Origin of the sequence: Taibaiella soli, from assembly GCF_003236175.1 — a bacterium.
GTDB lineage: Bacteria > Bacteroidota > Bacteroidia > Chitinophagales > Chitinophagaceae > QKTW01.
The window spans coordinates 132,577-150,637 of sequence record NZ_QKTW01000025.1; the positions used below are offsets into that span (position 1 = coordinate 132,577).

At 43.5% G+C, this 18,061-nt stretch carries 15 protein-coding genes; 4 read left to right on the forward strand and 11 right to left on the reverse strand.

Annotation, left to right across the window (positions count from 1 at the left end; all coding sequences use genetic code 11):
• Positions 1-368: 368 nt before the first annotated feature.
• The 3 genes from DN068_RS18845 to purT form a co-directional block, all read right to left on the reverse strand.
• The gene (locus DN068_RS18845) at positions 369-3,167 is read right to left on the reverse strand and encodes a T9SS type A sorting domain-containing protein (RefSeq protein WP_111000495.1); all 2,799 of its coding nucleotides are present in this window, start codon (positions 3,165-3,167) and stop codon (positions 369-371) included.
• Between the two features lie 320 nt (positions 3,168-3,487).
• The gene (aspS, locus tag DN068_RS18850; RefSeq protein WP_111000496.1) at positions 3,488-5,302 is read right to left on the reverse strand and encodes an aspartate--tRNA ligase; all 1,815 of its coding nucleotides are present in this window, start codon (positions 5,300-5,302) and stop codon (positions 3,488-3,490) included.
• Positions 5,303-5,657: 355 nt separating this feature from the next.
• Positions 5,658-6,830, reverse strand: a complete 1,173-nt coding sequence (gene purT, locus DN068_RS18855) for a formate-dependent phosphoribosylglycinamide formyltransferase (RefSeq protein WP_111000497.1) — start codon at positions 6,828-6,830, stop codon at positions 5,658-5,660.
• Positions 6,831-7,124: 294 nt separating this feature from the next.
• Here purT and DN068_RS18860 point away from each other — a divergent pair, with 294 nt between their 5' ends.
• On the forward strand, positions 7,125-7,337 hold the full coding sequence (locus tag DN068_RS18860) for a hypothetical protein (protein WP_111000498.1): 213 nt from the start codon (positions 7,125-7,127) through the stop codon (positions 7,335-7,337).
• 258 nt (positions 7,338-7,595) lie between these two features.
• Here DN068_RS18860 and DN068_RS18865 read toward each other — a convergent pair whose 3' ends face one another.
• The 3 genes from DN068_RS18865 to DN068_RS18875 all read right to left on the reverse strand — a co-directional run bounded on the left by DN068_RS18865 (position 7,596) and on the right by DN068_RS18875 (position 10,665).
• Positions 7,596-8,516 carry a phosphoribosylaminoimidazolesuccinocarboxamide synthase gene (locus tag DN068_RS18865; protein WP_111000499.1) on the reverse strand — a complete coding sequence of 307 codons (921 nt, stop codon included), beginning with the start codon at positions 8,514-8,516 and terminating at the stop codon, positions 7,596-7,598.
• 160 nt (positions 8,517-8,676) lie between these two features.
• On the reverse strand, positions 8,677-9,219 hold the full coding sequence (locus DN068_RS18870) for a T9SS type B sorting domain-containing protein (RefSeq protein WP_111000500.1): 543 nt from the start codon (positions 9,217-9,219) through the stop codon (positions 8,677-8,679).
• A 33-nt stretch (positions 9,220-9,252) separates the two neighbouring features.
• The gene (locus tag DN068_RS18875; protein ID WP_123985407.1) at positions 9,253-10,665 is read right to left on the reverse strand and encodes a hypothetical protein; all 1,413 of its coding nucleotides are present in this window, start codon (positions 10,663-10,665) and stop codon (positions 9,253-9,255) included.
• Positions 10,666-10,891: 226 nt separating this feature from the next.
• Between DN068_RS18875 and DN068_RS18880 the strand changes: the two genes are divergently transcribed.
• The gene (locus DN068_RS18880; protein ID WP_111000502.1) at positions 10,892-11,641 is read left to right on the forward strand and encodes a hypothetical protein; all 750 of its coding nucleotides are present in this window, start codon (positions 10,892-10,894) and stop codon (positions 11,639-11,641) included.
• Positions 11,642-11,707: 66 nt separating this feature from the next.
• On the opposite strand, the gene DN068_RS18885 is transcribed toward DN068_RS18880, so the two are convergent.
• From DN068_RS18885 to DN068_RS18910, 5 genes are all read right to left on the reverse strand, one after another.
• Entirely contained in the window at positions 11,708-12,781 is a 1,074-nt protein-coding gene (locus tag DN068_RS18885) for a Glu/Leu/Phe/Val dehydrogenase dimerization domain-containing protein (RefSeq protein WP_111000503.1), read from the reverse strand.
• Positions 12,782-13,059: 278 nt separating this feature from the next.
• Positions 13,060-13,887, reverse strand: coding sequence for an energy transducer TonB (locus DN068_RS18890; RefSeq protein WP_111000504.1), 828 nt, complete (start codon positions 13,885-13,887; stop codon positions 13,060-13,062).
• A gap of 51 nt (positions 13,888-13,938) precedes the next feature.
• On the reverse strand, positions 13,939-14,460 hold the full coding sequence (locus tag DN068_RS18895; protein WP_165836459.1) for an ExbD/TolR family protein: 522 nt from the start codon (positions 14,458-14,460) through the stop codon (positions 13,939-13,941).
• An 868-nt stretch (positions 14,461-15,328) separates the two neighbouring features.
• Positions 15,329-16,390 carry an oxygen-dependent tRNA uridine(34) hydroxylase TrhO gene (gene trhO / locus DN068_RS18905; protein WP_111000507.1) on the reverse strand — a complete coding sequence of 354 codons (1,062 nt, stop codon included), beginning with the start codon at positions 16,388-16,390 and terminating at the stop codon, positions 15,329-15,331.
• 67 nt (positions 16,391-16,457) lie between these two features.
• Entirely contained in the window at positions 16,458-16,925 is a 468-nt protein-coding gene (locus tag DN068_RS18910; protein ID WP_123985408.1) for a hypothetical protein, read from the reverse strand.
• Between the two features lie 159 nt (positions 16,926-17,084).
• Here DN068_RS18910 and DN068_RS18915 point away from each other — a divergent pair, with 159 nt between their 5' ends.
• Positions 17,085-17,555, forward strand: coding sequence for a hypothetical protein (locus DN068_RS18915; protein ID WP_123985409.1), 471 nt, complete (start codon positions 17,085-17,087; stop codon positions 17,553-17,555).
• A 20-nt stretch (positions 17,556-17,575) separates the two neighbouring features.
• A complete protein-coding gene (locus DN068_RS18920) occupies positions 17,576-18,058 on the forward strand; it encodes a copper resistance protein NlpE (RefSeq protein WP_111000510.1) in 483 nt (160 codons plus the stop codon).
• Positions 18,059-18,061 lie beyond the last annotated feature (3 nt).

Here is an 18,061-nt window from a genome sequence, read left to right on the forward strand (position 1 = left end):
TTAAAATATTTTTGCTTTAGTAGAATACGTCGCCGTAATGGCGACGTTTCTTTTTAGTATTGATCATGACATCGAGGCAAATTAATCACAGGAACACCAACACAAACAGCGCCGTTTTAATTTATACCAATTCAAAATAACTTTTGACATTACTCCACAATCCGTAAAACAGAAAACCGTAAATAACGCCTGAAATGACTTCTGCCTGGCATTACCGGAATACGTCCACGACTCATCCTAACTGAAATGCAATTCCCAGCCAGCAATGACAATATATAAAAGAGCGGCTGTCCGGTTCCGGACAGCCGCTCTTTATTTCATGGCGGGAACGCCGCCAACTTAAGACTTTTAGAACACCACTCTGGCAGTTATTGTTTGATCAGCTTTTGACGATATATTGTATTACCGTTAGACACTACAACAAAATAAACACCCGGCGGGTATTGCGCAGTAGATATTACCGTTTGGCGCGATGTCAGTTGCTGTTTGCTGATCAGCTTCCCAACCGAATTATACACACTCAGATTAACGCCATCTTTTACGTCTTCTGACAAAGTTACCGTAACAACCGCACCTGCAGGATTAGGATAAAGTTGCATACCAGATAAACCATTATTTTTTACCGTCCGCACTTCGCTATAGACATACTGCCCGTTATTATCAACTATTTTAAGACGATAAAAATTTGATCCATTCGAAGGAGCCTTATCTGTGTAGTCGTAATTATGCGTAGTATTCCCATTCGGGGAAGCAATACTCATAGCGGTAAGCAGATTCCAATTATTCCCGTCAATACTGCGTTCTACCTCAAAATGGCTTACACCTACTTCATCTGCAGTAACCCAGTTCAATTTATTGTAGTTACCCGCGTTCACTGCATCAAAACTAACTATCCTCAACGGCAAGGGCTGGCCGCACCAGTCGCTGTTTAAGTTCACAACAAGCGTTCTCGCCACACAGCCGTTTGCCAAAGTCATGTATCCCGTGTACTGCCCATTGTAAGCGTTATTATAAATACCAAAATCATACGTTCGTGAAGTTGTGATAGCTACACCATTCTGGTTCTTCCAGATATAAGTGGCATCCGGATATTCAGGCAATGACAATGAAAAAGGCTGATTATTACAAGGCTGCGCCCGCTGCTCTACCCAAACCTTACCTAACGGGAAAATCCCAAGCTGCGTTGGTCTTACATTACCGCAAGCATCTCTGAACCAAAAAAAATAGGTCTGGTTAGGCATCAGATTGTTTAGATCGATAATACTGCCTTGTCCAGTCAACTGCGGTGTTGCAGGCTGTTGGCCTAAAGTATTGTAAAAAACATCGAAGGGAGCAAAACCTACGACATTGAACACGGCCATTCCAGCGCCGAGCTGATTGCCAGAAGCATCTTCACAGATAATACCGAACTTTTTTGTAACGACAGGTGGGCTGCCCTGTGCTGTCACCATTACAGAAGCAGAAGAATAATAAACCGTACCCGAAGTACATTTATTGAAGGTTGTTTTTGCGATCAAAGTATAATCTCCCGGAACAACATTATTAAAAACGCCGTTCGTCGTTGTTTGCACAACAGCACCAGTGCTGGCATCTACCAGATCTATAACATCGGTACGGCCACCGAGTCCATTCAATTGATCAGATGGTTTTACAATAGCTGTTATAGAAGCTTTCCCGCCGCAGGACTGGGCTGCCGTTGCCAAAAGGGTAACAGTAGTATCAACCGGTGGAATATTCAGCGTCACATCACTAAGGTCTGTACATTCGTGTCCCGGGTATGTAACCTTCATGGTGTATGTGCCAGGCACCAGATTATTGCCATAACCGTATCCTCCAGAAAGATTATTTACCAATGTTGTTCCAATACAACAAGGACCAGAGGTAACTATCAGGCCAGCCTTTTCCGGCAGAGGAATATTGGCAAATTCGAAATAAGCTGTTACAATACCCGGTGTACAAGTAGCATACGAGGCGCTTACAACTGTGGTGGGCGCACCGGCCGGTGTTTGGACAACATCAGAAGTATCAACCCTACCACATTGGTCGGTTGCCACTATATAGAATTTATCTCCAGAACTAGATGGAATGTTGTTAAATCGGACATCTTGTGGGTCGGTTGTGCAAAACAACTGAATATTATTTCGGTAAGCGCAATAAGTCATTGCACCAAAAAAACGTTCATCCGATCCGTGTTTCAGCCCGATAGCGGTTGCCGGAATATTGCATGATGCGTTTGTTATGTACCATTGCGTATGGGGATCCACACTGGAGCTTTTTACACAGTTACTGACAACACCACATGCGTTTATCGTTTCTATAATAAAGCTGGGATCCGTCGGAGCAGTAAAGGTAAGTCCGGAAATGGGCGTATTTCCTGCGAAGGTTACGGTAGAAAATAAGGGACCCTTAGTACACGGTGCAGATAGTTTATAGACATTCACGGTTATTCCATCCGGCGGAATATTCACCGGCCTATTATTATTTACAGAATCGGTAAGATCCAGCTTTGACAAAAATGTGTCGCAACTGGTAATGACGGGACCATTGAGGCCTGCCTGGTAAAGCGAAGGCCCTGCAACATTAATCATCTTCGTAGAAACGCTTCCGCACGCATCTCTTACCCGTACCATAAAGCTTCCGTAAGAGCTAAAAGTCTGACTGGTACTGGAACCGTAAGTGAGCAGATTATCTGGCGTGCTCGGATCAGTCGTCGGATAAAAAGCATACTGTAAAGGCGCAGAACTACCTTGAATATTGCTTAGTGATAAGATAATTTGCGCACTCCCTCCAGTACAATTTGATTGACTAGATACATCGACAGATGGCGGTGTATATTGATTGGCAATTGTAAAATTCACAGTGTCTTTAGCAATACTCCCCGCCGTACAACTCATTTCAATTGAGTAGGCCCCGGGTTCCAGATTAATAAAAGTAGGACTGTTGCCCTGCTGCGTAATACCAACGTAAGAATTGTTAGGCGCCTTGATCACTCTGTAAAGAACATTGGAGTCCCCGACTCCGTTTCCCCCAAGTGTTACAGAACCATTTGAGGGACATGTCGCCGCCGCGATAATTGGTGCAGTGACTTTGGGCGGTGTGGGGCATTGGGCAAATACTTTGCCGATTAGCAACAGGGATGTTGCTATTAGAACTAGTGTTTTTTTCATCTTAATTCGCTTTTCGTTTTTTAATGCTTTGTTACCGGGGGGATGCTCTCTTTATCGCAAAAAAGATGCCGATCTAACCAAAAACACATAAACGAACAAACTATATATCAAATAATCTTAGCGGCGATTATTGTCTTGAATTCTTGCGCCACATGTCTTCTGGCCAATTTTGAGTAACACCCCAAAACACATCAAGTTTAAAAACAGGCGATTGTCATTAACGAGCGATTAAGAAAAGAAATAAAATGCATTGCGACGCTCCCCAAAACAAAAGCCGCCGGATAAAATATCCGGCGGCTTTTCATCTATTTTGTCACAATTTATTTTTTCAATATCAGCTTGAGCTCATCCAATTGCTTGTCATCAACAGCAGACGGCGCATCCAACATTACATCGCGACCTGCGTTGTTTTTAGGGAATGCTATAAAGTCGCGGATCGTTTCTTGCCCACCGAGCAACGCACATAGACGGTCGAAGCCGAATGCAATACCACCGTGCGGCGGTGCACCATATTCAAATGCACCGAGCAGGAAGCCGAATTTTTCTTTCGCTTCTTCCTCACTCATACCAAGCGCAGCAAACATTTTCTCCTGCAGATCGCGCTGGAAGATGCGTATAGAGCCGCCTCCAATTTCGGTTCCATTTAGTACAATATCATACGCGTTTGCCTTAATATCATTATATGGATGGTCATAGAATGCAACACCTGCCGCAATCTTTGGATCATTGTTGATCATCGTCGCAATCTGTTCTGGCTTAGGCGCTGTAAACGGATGGTGACGCGCTACCCAGCGATTTTCATCTTCGTCGTGCTCAAATAATGGGAAGTCAATTACCCATAGTGGCTTGTACACATCCGGATTGCGCAAACCAAGACGGTTGCCCATTTCCAGACGCAACTCACTCGTGGCTTTACGCGTGCGCGCTTCCGCACCTGCGAGGATAAAGATCATATCACCTACCTGAGCACCGCTGAATGCAGCGATTTCACGCAGTTTATCTTCAGAGAAAAATTTATCGACACTACTTTTGAAAGTCCCGTCAGCATTGCATCTGATAAACAACAAACCCGTCATACCAATCTGCGGACGTTTCACCCATTCTGTCAGCTCGTCTGTTTGCTTGCGTGTATATTCACTGGCACCCGGAACGGCAATCGCAAGGATTGATTCTGCTTCGTTGGTCACCTTAAAATCAACGCCATTCAATGCTTCGCAATGCACCTGATTTTTTGCTTTCAGATTCTGGATTTTCATCTCAAAACGGATATCCGGCTTATCATTTCCATAATGCCACATAGCATCGTCAAACGTCATGCGTGGAAACGCTTCCGTCATTTGAATGCCTTTTACATCATTAAAAATATGTTTAAACAAACCTTCAAATGTTTGCAGAATATCTTCCTGCTCTACAAAACACATTTCACAGTCAATCTGTGAAAACTCAGGCTGACGATCTGCACGAAGATCTTCGTCACGGAAACATTTCACGATCTGATAGTAACGATCGTAACCGCTCACCATCAACAATTGTTTAAACGTTTGCGGACTTTGCGGCAATGCATAAAACTGATTTTCGTTCATGCGGGAAGGCACGATAAAATCGCGCGCGCCTTCTGGTGTAGAACGGATCAGAAACGGTGTTTCAATATCAAGGAAACCTAAAGTATCGAGATAGTTTCGAGCTGAACGGTTTACTTTATAACGCAGCTCCAGATTGCGCTTCAGCGTTGGACGACGCAAATCGAGATAGCGATATTTCATACGCAGTTCATCACCACCATCCGTTTCTTCTTCAATCGTAAACGGAGGAACAGCAGATTTATTCAGCACTACGACTTTATCTGCCAGCACTTCAATCTCACCCGTAGGCAGTTCCATATTTTTAGAAAAGCGCTCAATCACTTTACCGGTAGTCTGCAGCACCCACTCACGGCCCACACCTTTAATGGTATCCAGTACATCCTGCGGCGTTTTTCCTTCTTCAAACATCAATTGCGTAAAGCCATAACGGTCACGCAGCACGATCCAGGTCATAGCACCTTTTTCGCGTATATACTGCACCCAGCCGGCCAGCGTTACTGTCTCCCCAATATTTGCAGTCCGTAATTCCCCACAATTATGTGTACGATACATATCCTAAATTTAAACGGCTGCAAGATACGCTCTTTGGGCTAAAAGCTAAAGGCTTAACGCGCAAGGCTTGTCTCATTGGGACTTAGCGGCACAAAACGATTATATTAAATATTTATTTGCAGCAAAGCTTTTAAGCATCATTTAGCTCCGTCCCGCTGTCCGCTATTACTCCTCGCTCGTTACCTCTCTGCGGGGTAACCGCTCCCATCGGGGCTATCATCCAGGCACCAGAATCCGGGGCCAGCATTTTAATGCAGAAAACCACATAATATGAGAAGGCGGCCAGTAGCCGCCTTCTTAGTTCATTTCAGACAATCGTTCGTTGTCAGCTGTCCATTGTCAATTGTGCATTGAATCAGAGACTCGGCTCCACTGTCACTTGTTGTGCCAGCTCCATTGCACGTTCTTTCACCGCGTCAACATCGCTGCCCGGCACATCATAAGTGAGCACAACCCCCATACGGCGATACGGACGGGTAACCGGTTTACCAAATAAACGGATATCTGCTTTTGGCTGACTTAATACTTTTTCCACGCCTGTAAATACTGGCTTAGTACCTTCTTTGTGTGCCAAAATCACCGCACTCGCGCCATTGCGCTCGTGTGTAATTTCTGCAATCGGCAAACCCAATACAGCACGGGCGTGCAATTCAAATTCGGAAAGATTTTGTGTACCAACGAGTGTTACCATGCCCGTATCGTGCGGACGAGGTGATAATTCGGAGAAATAAACACCTTCATCTGCCAGGAAAAATTCAACACCCCAGATACCTGCACCAGTCAAGGCTTTGGTCACTTTTGCGGCCATATCCTGTGCTTCTGCAAGATGATCCACCGCAATTACGGCCGGTTGCCAGCTTTCCTGGTAATCACCACGTTCTTGTCTGTGACCAATCGGCAGACAGAAAAGTGTTGGACCGTTTTGTTGGGTAACGGTCAGTAAAGTGATTTCTGAATTGAATTTTACAAATGCTTCTACAATCACTTCAGTCTGATCGCCACGCTTTCCGCTCTGAGCATAATTCCAGGCGTTTTCCACATCGGCTTCCGTTTTAATAACAGATTGACCTTTGCCAGAAGAAGACATCAACGGTTTTACCACGCATGGCATCCCGATTTCTTGTACCGCGGCCTGCAATTCTTCGAGTGTATTGGCATAGCGGTAATTGGCTGTGCGTAATCCTAATTCTTTCGCGGCCAGATCACGGATCGCTTTACGGTTCATCGTAAAATTGGCAGCCTTGGCGCTTGGCACCACCTGAATACCCTGTTTTTCATAATCGTAAAAACGTTCGGTACGGATGGCTTCTATTTCGGGAACGATAATATCTGGCTGGTGTTTGGCTACAATACGATCAAGCTCGGCAGCATCAAGCATATTAATCACTTCTCGTTCATCGGCTACCTGTTGTGCAGGAGCATCATCATAAGAATCAACGGCAACAACGTATTGACCGAGGCGTTTGGCGGCTATAACAAATTCCTTGCCCAGTTCACCGGAACCAAGGAGCATAATTTTCTTCTGCATGTGCAAAAGTAAAACGTCAAAAGTCAAAAGTCAAAAACTAAAAGCTCAAAGCCGAAAGCTTAACGCTTAGAGCTTTCCATCCATTGTCACTACAAGCATAGAGCGAATCCCAGACGTGGGTCCTTATAACCTGAGCAGTCTCCTTCGTCGGTATAACATGAAAATAAATTCAGTCGTTAATCGTCAGAAAACAATACATGGGTCTACTTGCGTTTATCATGCTGAGCAGGATGGGGCCTTTCCTTTTCTGTTTTTACCCTGTCTTTTATTTAGTACATCAAAAGCACCATTGTTATGAAAAATCCTGTTCCCTTTATTGCCGGAAGTCTGTTGGCGAGTATTTTGCTGGTTGGCGTTATGTTTTATACCGATCAGGATCCTGCAGCACCATTCTGGAATCAGGCAAAAGATTTTGTAGGCCTGGCTTTTATTCTCACTGGATTCTGGTTTTGTGTCAGCTACGGCGCGGCTCATCTTTTCGCTTTTTTAAGAAAGCAAGCATCATAAATCGCCGTACAGACATTGCACACAACGCACCAGACCAATACAGGCAAGCCTCATAGGAATTATGCAGATGAACGTACTGCGACGCAACTACGTTTAACCGGAGTTTTAAAAGCTGGGAACCCAAAAAATAATTATCAGTGCCGATACAATCGGGCGGAATTTTATTCGTAGAGACGTTGCACGCAACGTCTCTAGTAAACCAAGAGCACAAAAAAACGCCCCGCAATTTGCGAGGCGTTCATGTATTTCCAACCAAAACTAGTTCAATGAAGCGAGTGCTTCTGAAAGTTTTGCAGTCATTTCTTGTTCAGAAATTGGTTCTTTTACAAATTTGTTACCTGTTACGTGCTCGTACAGCTCAATGTAACGATCAGAGATACCGTTTACCACTTCGTCAGTCATTTCAGGAACAGCTTGTCCTTCTTTGCCCTGGAAGCCGTTCTCCATCAACCATTCGCGAACGAATTCTTTAGACAGCTGTTTCTGAGCTTCGCCTTTTGCCTGACGATCTTCGAAACCTTCTGAATAGAAATAGCGAGAAGAATCCGGAGTGTGAATTTCGTCGATCAGGTAAATTTTACCGTCGATGTTACCGAATTCATATTTAGTATCAACCAGGATCAAACCGCGCTCAGCAGCCATTTCTGTACCGCGTTGAAAAATTGCGCGCGTGTATTTTTCCAGTTGTTCGTATTCTTCTTTGCTCACCAGACCTTGTGCGATGATTTCTTCACGGCTGATATCTTCGTCATGACCTTCGTGCGCTTTTGTAGTTGGCGTCAGAATTGGCTCAGGGAATTTATCGTTTTCTTTCATTCCTTCTGGCAATGGAACACCACACAGTTCGCGTTTTCCGCTTTTGTAAGTGCGCCATGCGTGACCTGTCAGGTAACCGCGGATTACCATTTCAACCGGATATGTTTCACATTTTACACCGATCGTAGCATTTGGCAGTGGCGTGCTGATCATCCAGTTAGGAATGATATCTTCAGTAGCCTTCAGGTATTGTGCAGCGATTTGGTTCAGCACCTGACCTTTGAAAGGAATCGGGCGCGGCAGAACCACATCGAATGCAGAAATACGGTCGCTCACAACCATCGCAAGATATTTATCTGCAATAGTGTACACATCACGAACTTTCCCTTTGTAGAAAGCTGTTTGATTAGGCAATTGTAACATATAGATATGAAAAATTAATTAACGGATGCGCAAAGATACGGCGTCAGGGATAATTTACGAAGTACGAGTTATAAGTTGCAAGTAGTTCATTATAAGTTGTCGTTGTGTTTCAGCCCGATTTTGCAGCAATGAACCATATTCAATTTTCAATCGCTCCACACTAAGGGTAAGTTAGCTCGTCATTCGTCGGATATAACGCTGTTTCAGAAAGATTGATCTGATCTTCAAAAACATATTTAGAACTATCAGCCACAACACCAACTGATGCACCATTACCGTTAATCCGCAAAGCATACAGGTAAGAACAAGTGTCTACCGTTTTACCATTCGCTGTAAAGTGAAGATTAGAAGAATAGTAGTAATCATTCGCCCGCTGGCCATTAATATAGCCGTCCCAGCTGTCATGCGGGTTGGAACTTTCAAAAATCACAGTTCCCGAACCATTCGTAATGGAAAAATGATAATTGCTGATAGCATTATGGACATCTGAAATTATTACCCCAGCCCTGTCATTTTTGCCATCACCGTTTGGTGTAAAAGCAGTAGGCATGGCTACAAAAACAGAATCCTCCATATAATGGAAGAACCCTTGTTTGCAAAGTTTTTCTGAATTGCCATTATTATTATCGTCGTTCTTTTTATTACAAGCTACGGCAGTAATGCAGAGCGCTGCTGCAGCGAGTTTAAGGTTGCGGTTTTTCATTCGTAAAAAATATTCCGCAATGATAGAACATTTTTAATTGTGTGCTGCATGGCCACTCCTGAGTTTAACCGTTAAGCCCGCATACCCATCGAGGTTTTTAAGGTCGCGCCGCAATGCATTTGATATCAGTGTGGCGGAGCCGATAAACATAGGTCCCACTCTGAGCACTGTGCCAATATTCATAGTGTTGAGGCTGAGATAAGTGATTGGCATGCCAATCATCAGATGTTTCATTTCAAAACGCGGCGTGATTGTAAACTGACTTAAATACGCCGGCTTGTAAACATCATTTTTGCTGCCGCGAAGATTGAGTGTAAGATCAGACTGAATATAAAAATAACCGCCGGTGTTTATGTCAAAATTAAGACGGAAGGTAGTAGGCAACCCTACTCTGAAACTACTGGCGTTGCTGCTTTTCTCCAGTACACTATCTTTTACCATTCGTTTCAGATACTCCGGAATTGGTTCAAATTCCTCTCGTTGCATATGGTAAGTCTGCAGTTTATTCAGATCTACATGATAAGTGCCGCTGCCAGAATCTGCGCGATATAAAATACTTCCGATATCGTTGAATGAAACGGCACAGCTGTATAAATAAGGCAAAGCTTTGTTAGGATTGTAATCGGAATAGCAAGTGTACCGCATGCCAATATCCAGCGCGAGACTACCATGACCATTACGGCTAAACCAGGAGGAAAGGTCATTACCAATATCATTATCCATGTAATTATTAATATCGCTCGTATACAAAACAGTCATATCTCCAGATAATTTTTTGAATGAGTCCGCAGTGTTTTTTACAATATCAGTCGACTTTGTATACAATGATCCGCTGTTGAATCCGGCAATATATTTGACAGTAACGCCGGCCTGCAATTTGTGATAGTCATCGTTATAGAGCATAGCACCGAATGCAAAACCTGCTTCGCCCCAGGTATGTAACAAAAACCCCGCATTTCCGGCAGTGAAAGGAACATTATATTTCACATTCACCGGATCACCTAAAAACTGAAAAACATTGTTATCAAGATTGCCCGCGCTGGAAAGTTCGCGCATACGTGTGTAAACGCCGCCATAAATATTCGGTGCTATTTTAAAAGAAACAGCCGGGCCAAGCACATCTATATTTCCCCAGGCATTTTTTTTGCCGTTGTCATTTTCTTTGAAATAATCGGCACCTTCTATTGCTTTACCCGAGCGGGTTCCGTCGAAATGTCCATAGATCCATTTTTTTTCAAACCGGTATGCGTCTGAACCTACGAGTGCGCTTACAGAAAAAACATTTACTTCGGTCCCGGTTTCTGCTGCTGTCACGTAAGCCGGGTTGTAAGGCATCTGCTGAATCCCGGTATAATCGTTCGCGGAAACGCCGATAAATTGCTGGGCATCTGTATGACGTGAAAGAAAAAGCAGGCAGAGCAATACAGGAGTAAAGATGGGTCTCATATGCTTCGGATTAGGTTGGTAATCTAAAGTTAGTGCGCCCTATTGGAGACTAATACACATGAAGGAATTATTGACAATAATATTACAGAAGGAAAAAGCAGACACGCTTGCTTAAATCGTTAAAGCGCACAACAGATAATTCATTTCCGAACATGTAGGAACGTGCAGTTTCAAAATATACATTTGCACACCCATTTTTTGGGTGAAGCCTTTATAACCCGCCAGCATGAAAACAATAACCGTTGAAAAGCGGGATTGTAATCATTACTCAAACAAACCTATGAAATGTCTTGCTATCGGAGGATGCCATATGGAAGGCTATCCTATTGGTTTTAATAATTCATTTATTCATAAATTCTCAAAACGTTTCACATCAGATGTACATGTGGAAGCGAATTTTCCGTTGTCTCACACTTACCGAATCAGTGCGCTTATCAAAGAACACGATCCAGGTATAGTTATTTTGCAACTAGGCAATTTCGAATTCGATGCTTCTCTGAAAAAAACATTCGATTTGTGGGCAAGGAAAAAGCGTATTCCTTCGGCTGAACAGCCTAAAACCAACGACAGAATTGTTTCACAGACTGGGAACTTTGTGCATATTGTTTCAACAACCCCGCCCGTTACAAATAATCGCTTCCTTTCTTTGCTACAGTGGGCTTGTCTTCCGCCAACTATTCTGGTACGCAAATACCTTGTTGCCGGACAAATGCGATCGCTCAAAGAAATTACACAGCAATTTCCGCACATAAAATTTATCGTGCTCACACCGTTGCCAGTAGTAAAAGCCACTGATAACTGGATACGCAAACGTGCCGCGCGTTATTTCAAGCATTATTTCAAAGACTTGAATAATGTCAGCGTAATCGATACACATGAAACCTTAAAACACCCACCAGTATTTGCTGATGAATCTCATTTAAACAAGATTGGGCACGACTTGCTACAATATGCGATGGAACAGGAACTCACTTAGCTAATAAACAAAAAAGAAACGCCCCGACAGTACTGTCGGGGCGTTTCTTTTATTGTGCTGATTGAATTACAATCTTGCTTTTACATTAGCGATATCGCGGAGACGTTTTTCTGCGATTCTCATTGCAGCCGCCTGTGTGTGGAGTTTTTCCTTGTCAGACAGTGCGAGGATTTCGCTGGTACGACCGTAGATTTTCTCTACGTTGCCCATTACGCGTTCGCGGTTATAACCATCCAGTTCAGCAGCTACGTTGATCAGGCCACCGGCGTTGATCAGGAAATCAGGAACGTAGATGATACCTTTTTCGATCAACATCGGTCCGTGAATGTTTTCGTCAGCGAGCTGGTTATTTGCAGCACCTGCGATTACCGGACATTTCATGCTGTTGATCGCCTGCGTATTTACAGTAGCACCCAACGCACATGGCGCATAGATGTCCATTTCACGATCGAAAAGGTCTTTACCATCGATCACTTCTACACCATGGAATTTCTCAGCAGTTTCCTTTACGCGTGCAGCGTTGATATCAGTGATGGTAACTTTTGCACCTTCTTCAATCAGGTGACCAACAAGATATTGACCAACGTGACCAACACCTTGTACCGTTACTTTTTTACCACTTAGATCATCCGTACCGAAAGCTTTTTTCGCTGCGGCTTTCATACCCATAAATACACCGTAAGCTGTAAACGGAGAAGGATCGCCGCTACCACCCATGTATTCAGGAACACCCGTTACGAAGTCGGTTTCGAGAGAAATATATTCCATATCACGGGCAGAAGTATTTACGTCTTCCGCAGTGATATATTTACCATTAAGGCTATTTACAAATTTACCATAACGACGCCAGAGGGCTTCGGATTTGATAGTAGCTGCATCGCCGATGATTACTGCTTTACCACCACCGAGGTTGAGATCGGAGATAGCTGCTTTGTACGTCATACCGCGGCTCAGACGGAGGGCATCGATGATTGCATCTTCATGACTGGCATAGTTCCACAGACGTGTACCGCCAAGCGCAGGGCCGAGGGTTGTATCATGGATAGCGATAATGGCGTTAAGGCCGGAATGCGGATCATGACAAAAAACAAGTTGTTCATGACCCATCTGCTGCATATGATCAAATACTGATTGCTGCATGTTTTTGTATTTAAGCTGCGAATCTAATAGTTTGACCTCAAAACAGGAAACCTCAGGGATGATTTCTGATTGGCTGATGGCTGATTTCTGATTTGGTGTTATTCTACTACAAATATTTAACTGCTAGCACTTTAGCACTCAGGCTTTTTTGAATTTTTAATTTTGACTTTTGATTTAAATAAATCAGACCAATTAAACGATAGGGGTCTACGAAAAATACAAATGGCCGGACGGCACTAAGCCATGCGACCATTTCAGAAAATCAAACATCAGCGATTTTAGTCCAACGTAAACGTTATTGGCAATGTCATCAGCACATTAACCGGATGACCGTTTTGCTTACCAGGACGCCAGCGCGGCATGTTTTTGATCACGCGAACGGCCTCATCATCACAGCCGCCCCCAATACCTCTTCTTACTTTTATGGCGCCGATTTCGCCCACTTCGTTGACAACAAATTCAACGACCACTCTTCCCTGAACTCCAGCTTCGCGTGCCATTTCAGGATAACGCAGATTATTGTGCAGGTAATCTTCCATACTGCCGGCAAACTGCGGCATTTGCTCAACGAAGCGAACCGGTTCAGAACTTGCAGGCAGATCACCCACGTTACCCGCAGGCATTTCGCCAGTTCCAGTACCAGCCCCCGTTTTACCGCCCAGGTCTGGACTATCGCCGCCGTTACCCGGATTATCATGAGCACCAATTTGCTTACCTTTCAAATCATCAGATGTTTTAGGTGGATTGTCTATAACTGTTTTATCAGGTGCAATTGTGATGGGCGGATTTGCAACGGTAGCTGCTACTTTAGGCGCTGCTACAGCTTTCGGCGGAGGAGGTGGCGGTGGCACATAGAGATTATCTACCGGTATGTTCTGCAGATGTATCACAGTTTCCTTTGGAAAAACAGCAGACGTCTGATGTTTGTGTAATGTAGTGTACAATTGATAACCGCCAAGACCACTCACAAAAAATACAACTGTAAAAAGGGCTTTCCTTATGCGGTCCGGATAATGTTTGCGAAGCTCGTAACCGCCGTAGGCTTTGTTACGATTTTGGAACAGAATGTCAAGATAGTCGGTGTGCAATAAAGCGGTGCGTTCCATAAAGAAGAGTGTTTAATCATAAAACGGATGGAAATAAACTTTACACAAATTCTATTGTAATTTTTTTGTCAGCAGTTGTGTTTCTTCTGCCGTAACATCTGCCATTGCATAGTAAGGAACCTGCAGGATCTCCATTTCATCCAGCACACTTACTACATCTGCATAGCTGCAATCATCTGCAGGCTTGATGATCACATGTAGCTTGTGTGCTTCAGGAGAAAGTGTTGCCGGCAGTGCTGCAGCTTCTTTTTCTGCCTGAATCAAAATGGTGCGGATTCCTTTTTCTGTAAAATCACTTACACCATTTTTGTCTTGTGCTAATTCGCCTCTGTAATACAATACACGATGGTCTTTGGCAGGAATAAGCGTCACAACGCTCTCACTTGGATAAGCGACGTTTGGTCCTTCAGGCACCGGTTTGTTTACTTCAAGACTTTTCGGTTTTGCCATCGTAGTGGTGTACATAAAGAATGCGATGAGCAGGAATCCAAGATCTACCATGGGCGTGAGATCTACACGAAGGCTATGCGCTTTTCTACGTCCGCTTTTTTGAGGAATGAGTACGTCTGCCATAACAGTGGGTTTGATAGTAAGACGATGGGAGGAAATGAATTCCATAAAGTGAAGCATTTTTTTTGCAAATGGTCAATGCTGAATGGTCAATACCGGTACTGCATTATAATGTCACATCGACGGAAGGAGATGTCCCGCGCAATATGGGTACTCATTTCGTGAGATTCCTCCTGCGTCAAAAAAATCGTAGAATAAATCAACTACTGTGCATTCACTATAAGATCAATTTTACAACGATTGCCCAAACGCAATCCTGCTAAGTATTTCCGAACGAATCCGTAAGACAATCTCCTATCGGCTACGATAAAAACAGCTACACGTTTCGGGATTAGTACAACAGCGTGATCAAACGTGCAAAGACTTTGATCACACTGAATTATTCTTTGTTTAGCACTACTACGGTAGAGATGAAAGTTTCCGCTTTTATCAATCTGCAACACGTAAGAATCGGAATCTATTAAGTCGCGATAATCCAGGCTGTGACTAATAGGTAATTGGATCATGCGATCTCTTCCGAGAAATGTAAGCATAATAAAAGTAAGCAAGAAAATAAGGTGAATGGCTGATCGCATTAGCTTAAGACGAAAAGATGAACGTATTCCACACAGAACCATATTCTGTGCAAAACATTTTGTGCAGCTTCCTTCGTCGCAATGACGCGATAAATAATCCATGTGGTCTGCCGCTGTGTTGCTGTTCGCGCCCCAGAATTGTGTGACAAGCGCGAGTTATAAAAAACACCGTTGCGTCTCTGTGCCTTTGCGAGAAAAAACCTTTGCACCTTTGCGAAAAACAAACACACAACAAAAAAGGCCCCGCAAACACGGAGCCTCTATTATAAAAGCTTTTTGAATTTTTACTTTTGACTTTAAGAATCCCGTTGCTCTTTCCATTCATCTCTGTGTTTGCGCAACGGATGGTCTTTTGATTTGTTGAATATTTTCATTCCATTTTCACGACCAGCACGCATTTCACGTTGTTCATCTTCTGGTAAATTATGTTCGTGTTGGCATTCCGCGCTGCAACAACCATCATATTTCACGGCACAATCATCACACTGAATGAACAACAGATGACAACCGTCGTTTTTACAGTTGGTATGCACATCGCAAGGTTTGCCACAAATATGACATTGCGCCAGAATATCGTCAGTGATACGTTCGCCGAGACGCTCGTCAAACACAAAGTTCTTTCCTTTGAATTTTACCGGAAGACCTTGTTCTTTGGCATTGCGCGCATATTCAATAATACCGCCTTCTACGTGAAACACGTTATTAAAGCCATTGTGCAGCATATATGCACTCGCTTTTTCACAGCGAATACCACCAGTGCAGTACATAATAATATTTTTATCCTTCTGATCTTTCAGCATATCCACCGCCATTGGCAATTGATCACGGAACGTGTCAGAAGGCACTTCAATTGCATTCTCAAAATGGCCTACCTCATATTCGTAGTGATTACGCATATCTACAATGATCGTGTCAGGCTGACTCGCGAGTTCATTGTATGCTGCAGCTTTCAGGTATTTACCTGTTTTAGAAAGATCGAATGTAGGATCATCAATACCATCAGCTACAATCTTCGGACGCACTTTCAGGCGCAGCACCCAGAAAGATTTACCATCGTCATCAACTGCGATATTCATACGGATACCGCTCAGTTCAGGTGCGCTTGTATACAAGGCATCGCGAAATGCTTCGTAATTGCTTTCCGGTACGCTGATTTGCCCGTTAATCCCTTCATTTGCTACATAGATGCGGCCAAAGACTTTAAGGTCATAAAAACGTTTGTACAACTCATCGCGGAAAACCTGCGGATCGGTAATGTGGAAATACTTGTAAAAAGAAACTGTTTTGCGCGGCTCTGTTTCAGCCAACATACGCTGTTTCAGTTCCTCATTGTTGATTCGATTGTGTAACACTGGCATGGTGTACCTTTCTGATTTTTGAGGATCAATAATTAATTGCGCCGCAAAGATACGATTTCAGGCAGATTTAGTCTTTAGTGGAAATATGATTTTCGTCAGGAAACTGGTTTTCAGCCGGTTGATTCAGATACGTACGAATTTCTTTGTGAAATTTGTCTATCTCAGCCAGCGGACTAAATCTTGCCACAAATATGATTGCCAGAAGAACAAGGTAAGCACCTATTATCAGAAACGGAGAAGAGCTCCCATTTGCTACTTCATAAGCTGATACGCCCAGAGCCACACACATCAATATAACAGCGGCGCAAAAACCAATTGCCGCCCTAATATCAATCACGGTGTAGTCTATTTCAACTTTTAGTTTTCCCTCACCCACTTTTTCTAAAGTCCCCTTCCCTACTATCTTATATGTTTCGCGTCTGTATCGGCGCGGAATTATCTTTGTCACGACAAATCCATCGTCGTTTCTTTCAAAAACAAGTCCGGACTTTATATTGCCCCAACTAAAAAGTCCCAGATCCTTTGCCTGCTCCATAGTATAGCAGGGTTTCGATATCCTTCCGAAAAAATCTTCCTTGGTAAGATTACCTTCGAATATATGTCTGCGCCGGGGATATATAGAGAATTGCATCTAGTAACGTATTTTGTTGGGGAAACCTCAAAACAAAATTACAAAACAGCCATTTCGTCGCTTATGAGTTTCCTTCGCCCAATATACTGTTTACTTTTTACGTTGATCACCGCTACCGCAATGGCGCAGCCGGTTCCGGTGAAACTACGTTTTCTTTCCGGTTACAATCTTTCGCCAAAAATACCACTGCAAAGCGGAGCAAATTTCTTTGTCATCACGAAACAGAAGGTCTTCGACAAAACATTTGGCATTGACAAAGGAACACCACCGTTACCGAATCCTCCGGATTTCAAAAAAGAAATGGTCATTGTGATGGCAGCTATGCCTACCGAACGAATTACTAAAATGATGTTCACCAACGCTACGCGGGCAGGTAATTATGTGGAAGTATACTGCAATTATAAAAAAACAATCACACCGCTTACCTACACCGAATTTCCTATAGTGGTAGCAACTTTGCCGATTATACCGGAAGTAAATGAAATTCGTTTTTATCAGGGCAAGGATGAGCTGGCGATTTTAAAGACGAAATAATTCATTATATTTAGTTGCGTATGACAAAGAGTTCTGCAATAATATTGGGATTGATGTTTGTTTTTGCGGCCTGCCGGAATAATCCGGATAATACAGCAGCGCATGCAGATTCGGCAAAAGCAGAAGTAGGAAATGGTGCATCAGCTGCGCCGGCATTACAGACGGAATCTTATTCAGGTATGATGCCATGCGCTGATTGCAGCGGCATTCTTACAGATCTTGCATTGCAACATGAACCCAATACTGCCGAAGGCACTTTTTTACTAAGGGAAACTTACCAGGGCAAACCGGACACGGCCAATTCGTTTAATACAAATGGGACCTGGACAACTTCGAGAGGCTCTGCGAGCGACCCAAACGTAAATGTCATTGAGTTGAATGCAGAAGGCGGTACAAATGGCTCGCGGTATTATGAAGTTTTGCCTAATGGTGATCTGCAACAACTGGACAACGAAGAAAAACGCATTAATTCGCAGCAGAATTATACGCTGAAAAAACAATAACCC

Bases quoted from the DNA above. Each gene is read 5' to 3' on its own strand.
- DN068_RS18845 (WP_111000495.1), bottom strand. From the start codon at position 3,167: ATGAAAAAAACACTAGTTCTAATAGCAACATCCCTGTTGCTAATCGGC.
- aspS (WP_111000496.1), bottom strand. From the start codon at position 5,302: ATGTATCGTACACATAATTGTGGGGAATTACGGACTGCAAATATTGGG.
- purT (WP_111000497.1), bottom strand. From the start codon at position 6,830: ATGCAGAAGAAAATTATGCTCCTTGGTTCCGGTGAACTGGGCAAGGAA.
- DN068_RS18860 (WP_111000498.1), top strand. From the start codon at position 7,125: ATGAAAAATCCTGTTCCCTTTATTGCCGGAAGTCTGTTGGCGAGTATT.
- DN068_RS18865 (WP_111000499.1), bottom strand. From the start codon at position 8,516: ATGTTACAATTGCCTAATCAAACAGCTTTCTACAAAGGGAAAGTTCGT.
- DN068_RS18870 (WP_111000500.1), bottom strand. From the start codon at position 9,219: ATGAAAAACCGCAACCTTAAACTCGCTGCAGCAGCGCTCTGCATTACT.
- DN068_RS18875 (WP_123985407.1), bottom strand. From the start codon at position 10,665: ATGAGACCCATCTTTACTCCTGTATTGCTCTGCCTGCTTTTTCTTTCA.
- DN068_RS18880 (WP_111000502.1), top strand. From the start codon at position 10,892: ATGAAAACAATAACCGTTGAAAAGCGGGATTGTAATCATTACTCAAAC.
- DN068_RS18885 (WP_111000503.1), bottom strand. From the start codon at position 12,781: ATGCAGCAATCAGTATTTGATCATATGCAGCAGATGGGTCATGAACAA.
- DN068_RS18890 (WP_111000504.1), bottom strand. From the start codon at position 13,887: ATGGAACGCACCGCTTTATTGCACACCGACTATCTTGACATTCTGTTC.
- DN068_RS18895 (WP_165836459.1), bottom strand. From the start codon at position 14,460: ATGGCAGACGTACTCATTCCTCAAAAAAGCGGACGTAGAAAAGCGCAT.
- trhO (WP_111000507.1), bottom strand. From the start codon at position 16,390: ATGCCAGTGTTACACAATCGAATCAACAATGAGGAACTGAAACAGCGT.
- DN068_RS18910 (WP_123985408.1), bottom strand. From the start codon at position 16,925: ATGGAGCAGGCAAAGGATCTGGGACTTTTTAGTTGGGGCAATATAAAG.
- DN068_RS18915 (WP_123985409.1), top strand. From the start codon at position 17,085: ATGAGTTTCCTTCGCCCAATATACTGTTTACTTTTTACGTTGATCACC.
- DN068_RS18920 (WP_111000510.1), top strand. From the start codon at position 17,576: ATGACAAAGAGTTCTGCAATAATATTGGGATTGATGTTTGTTTTTGCG.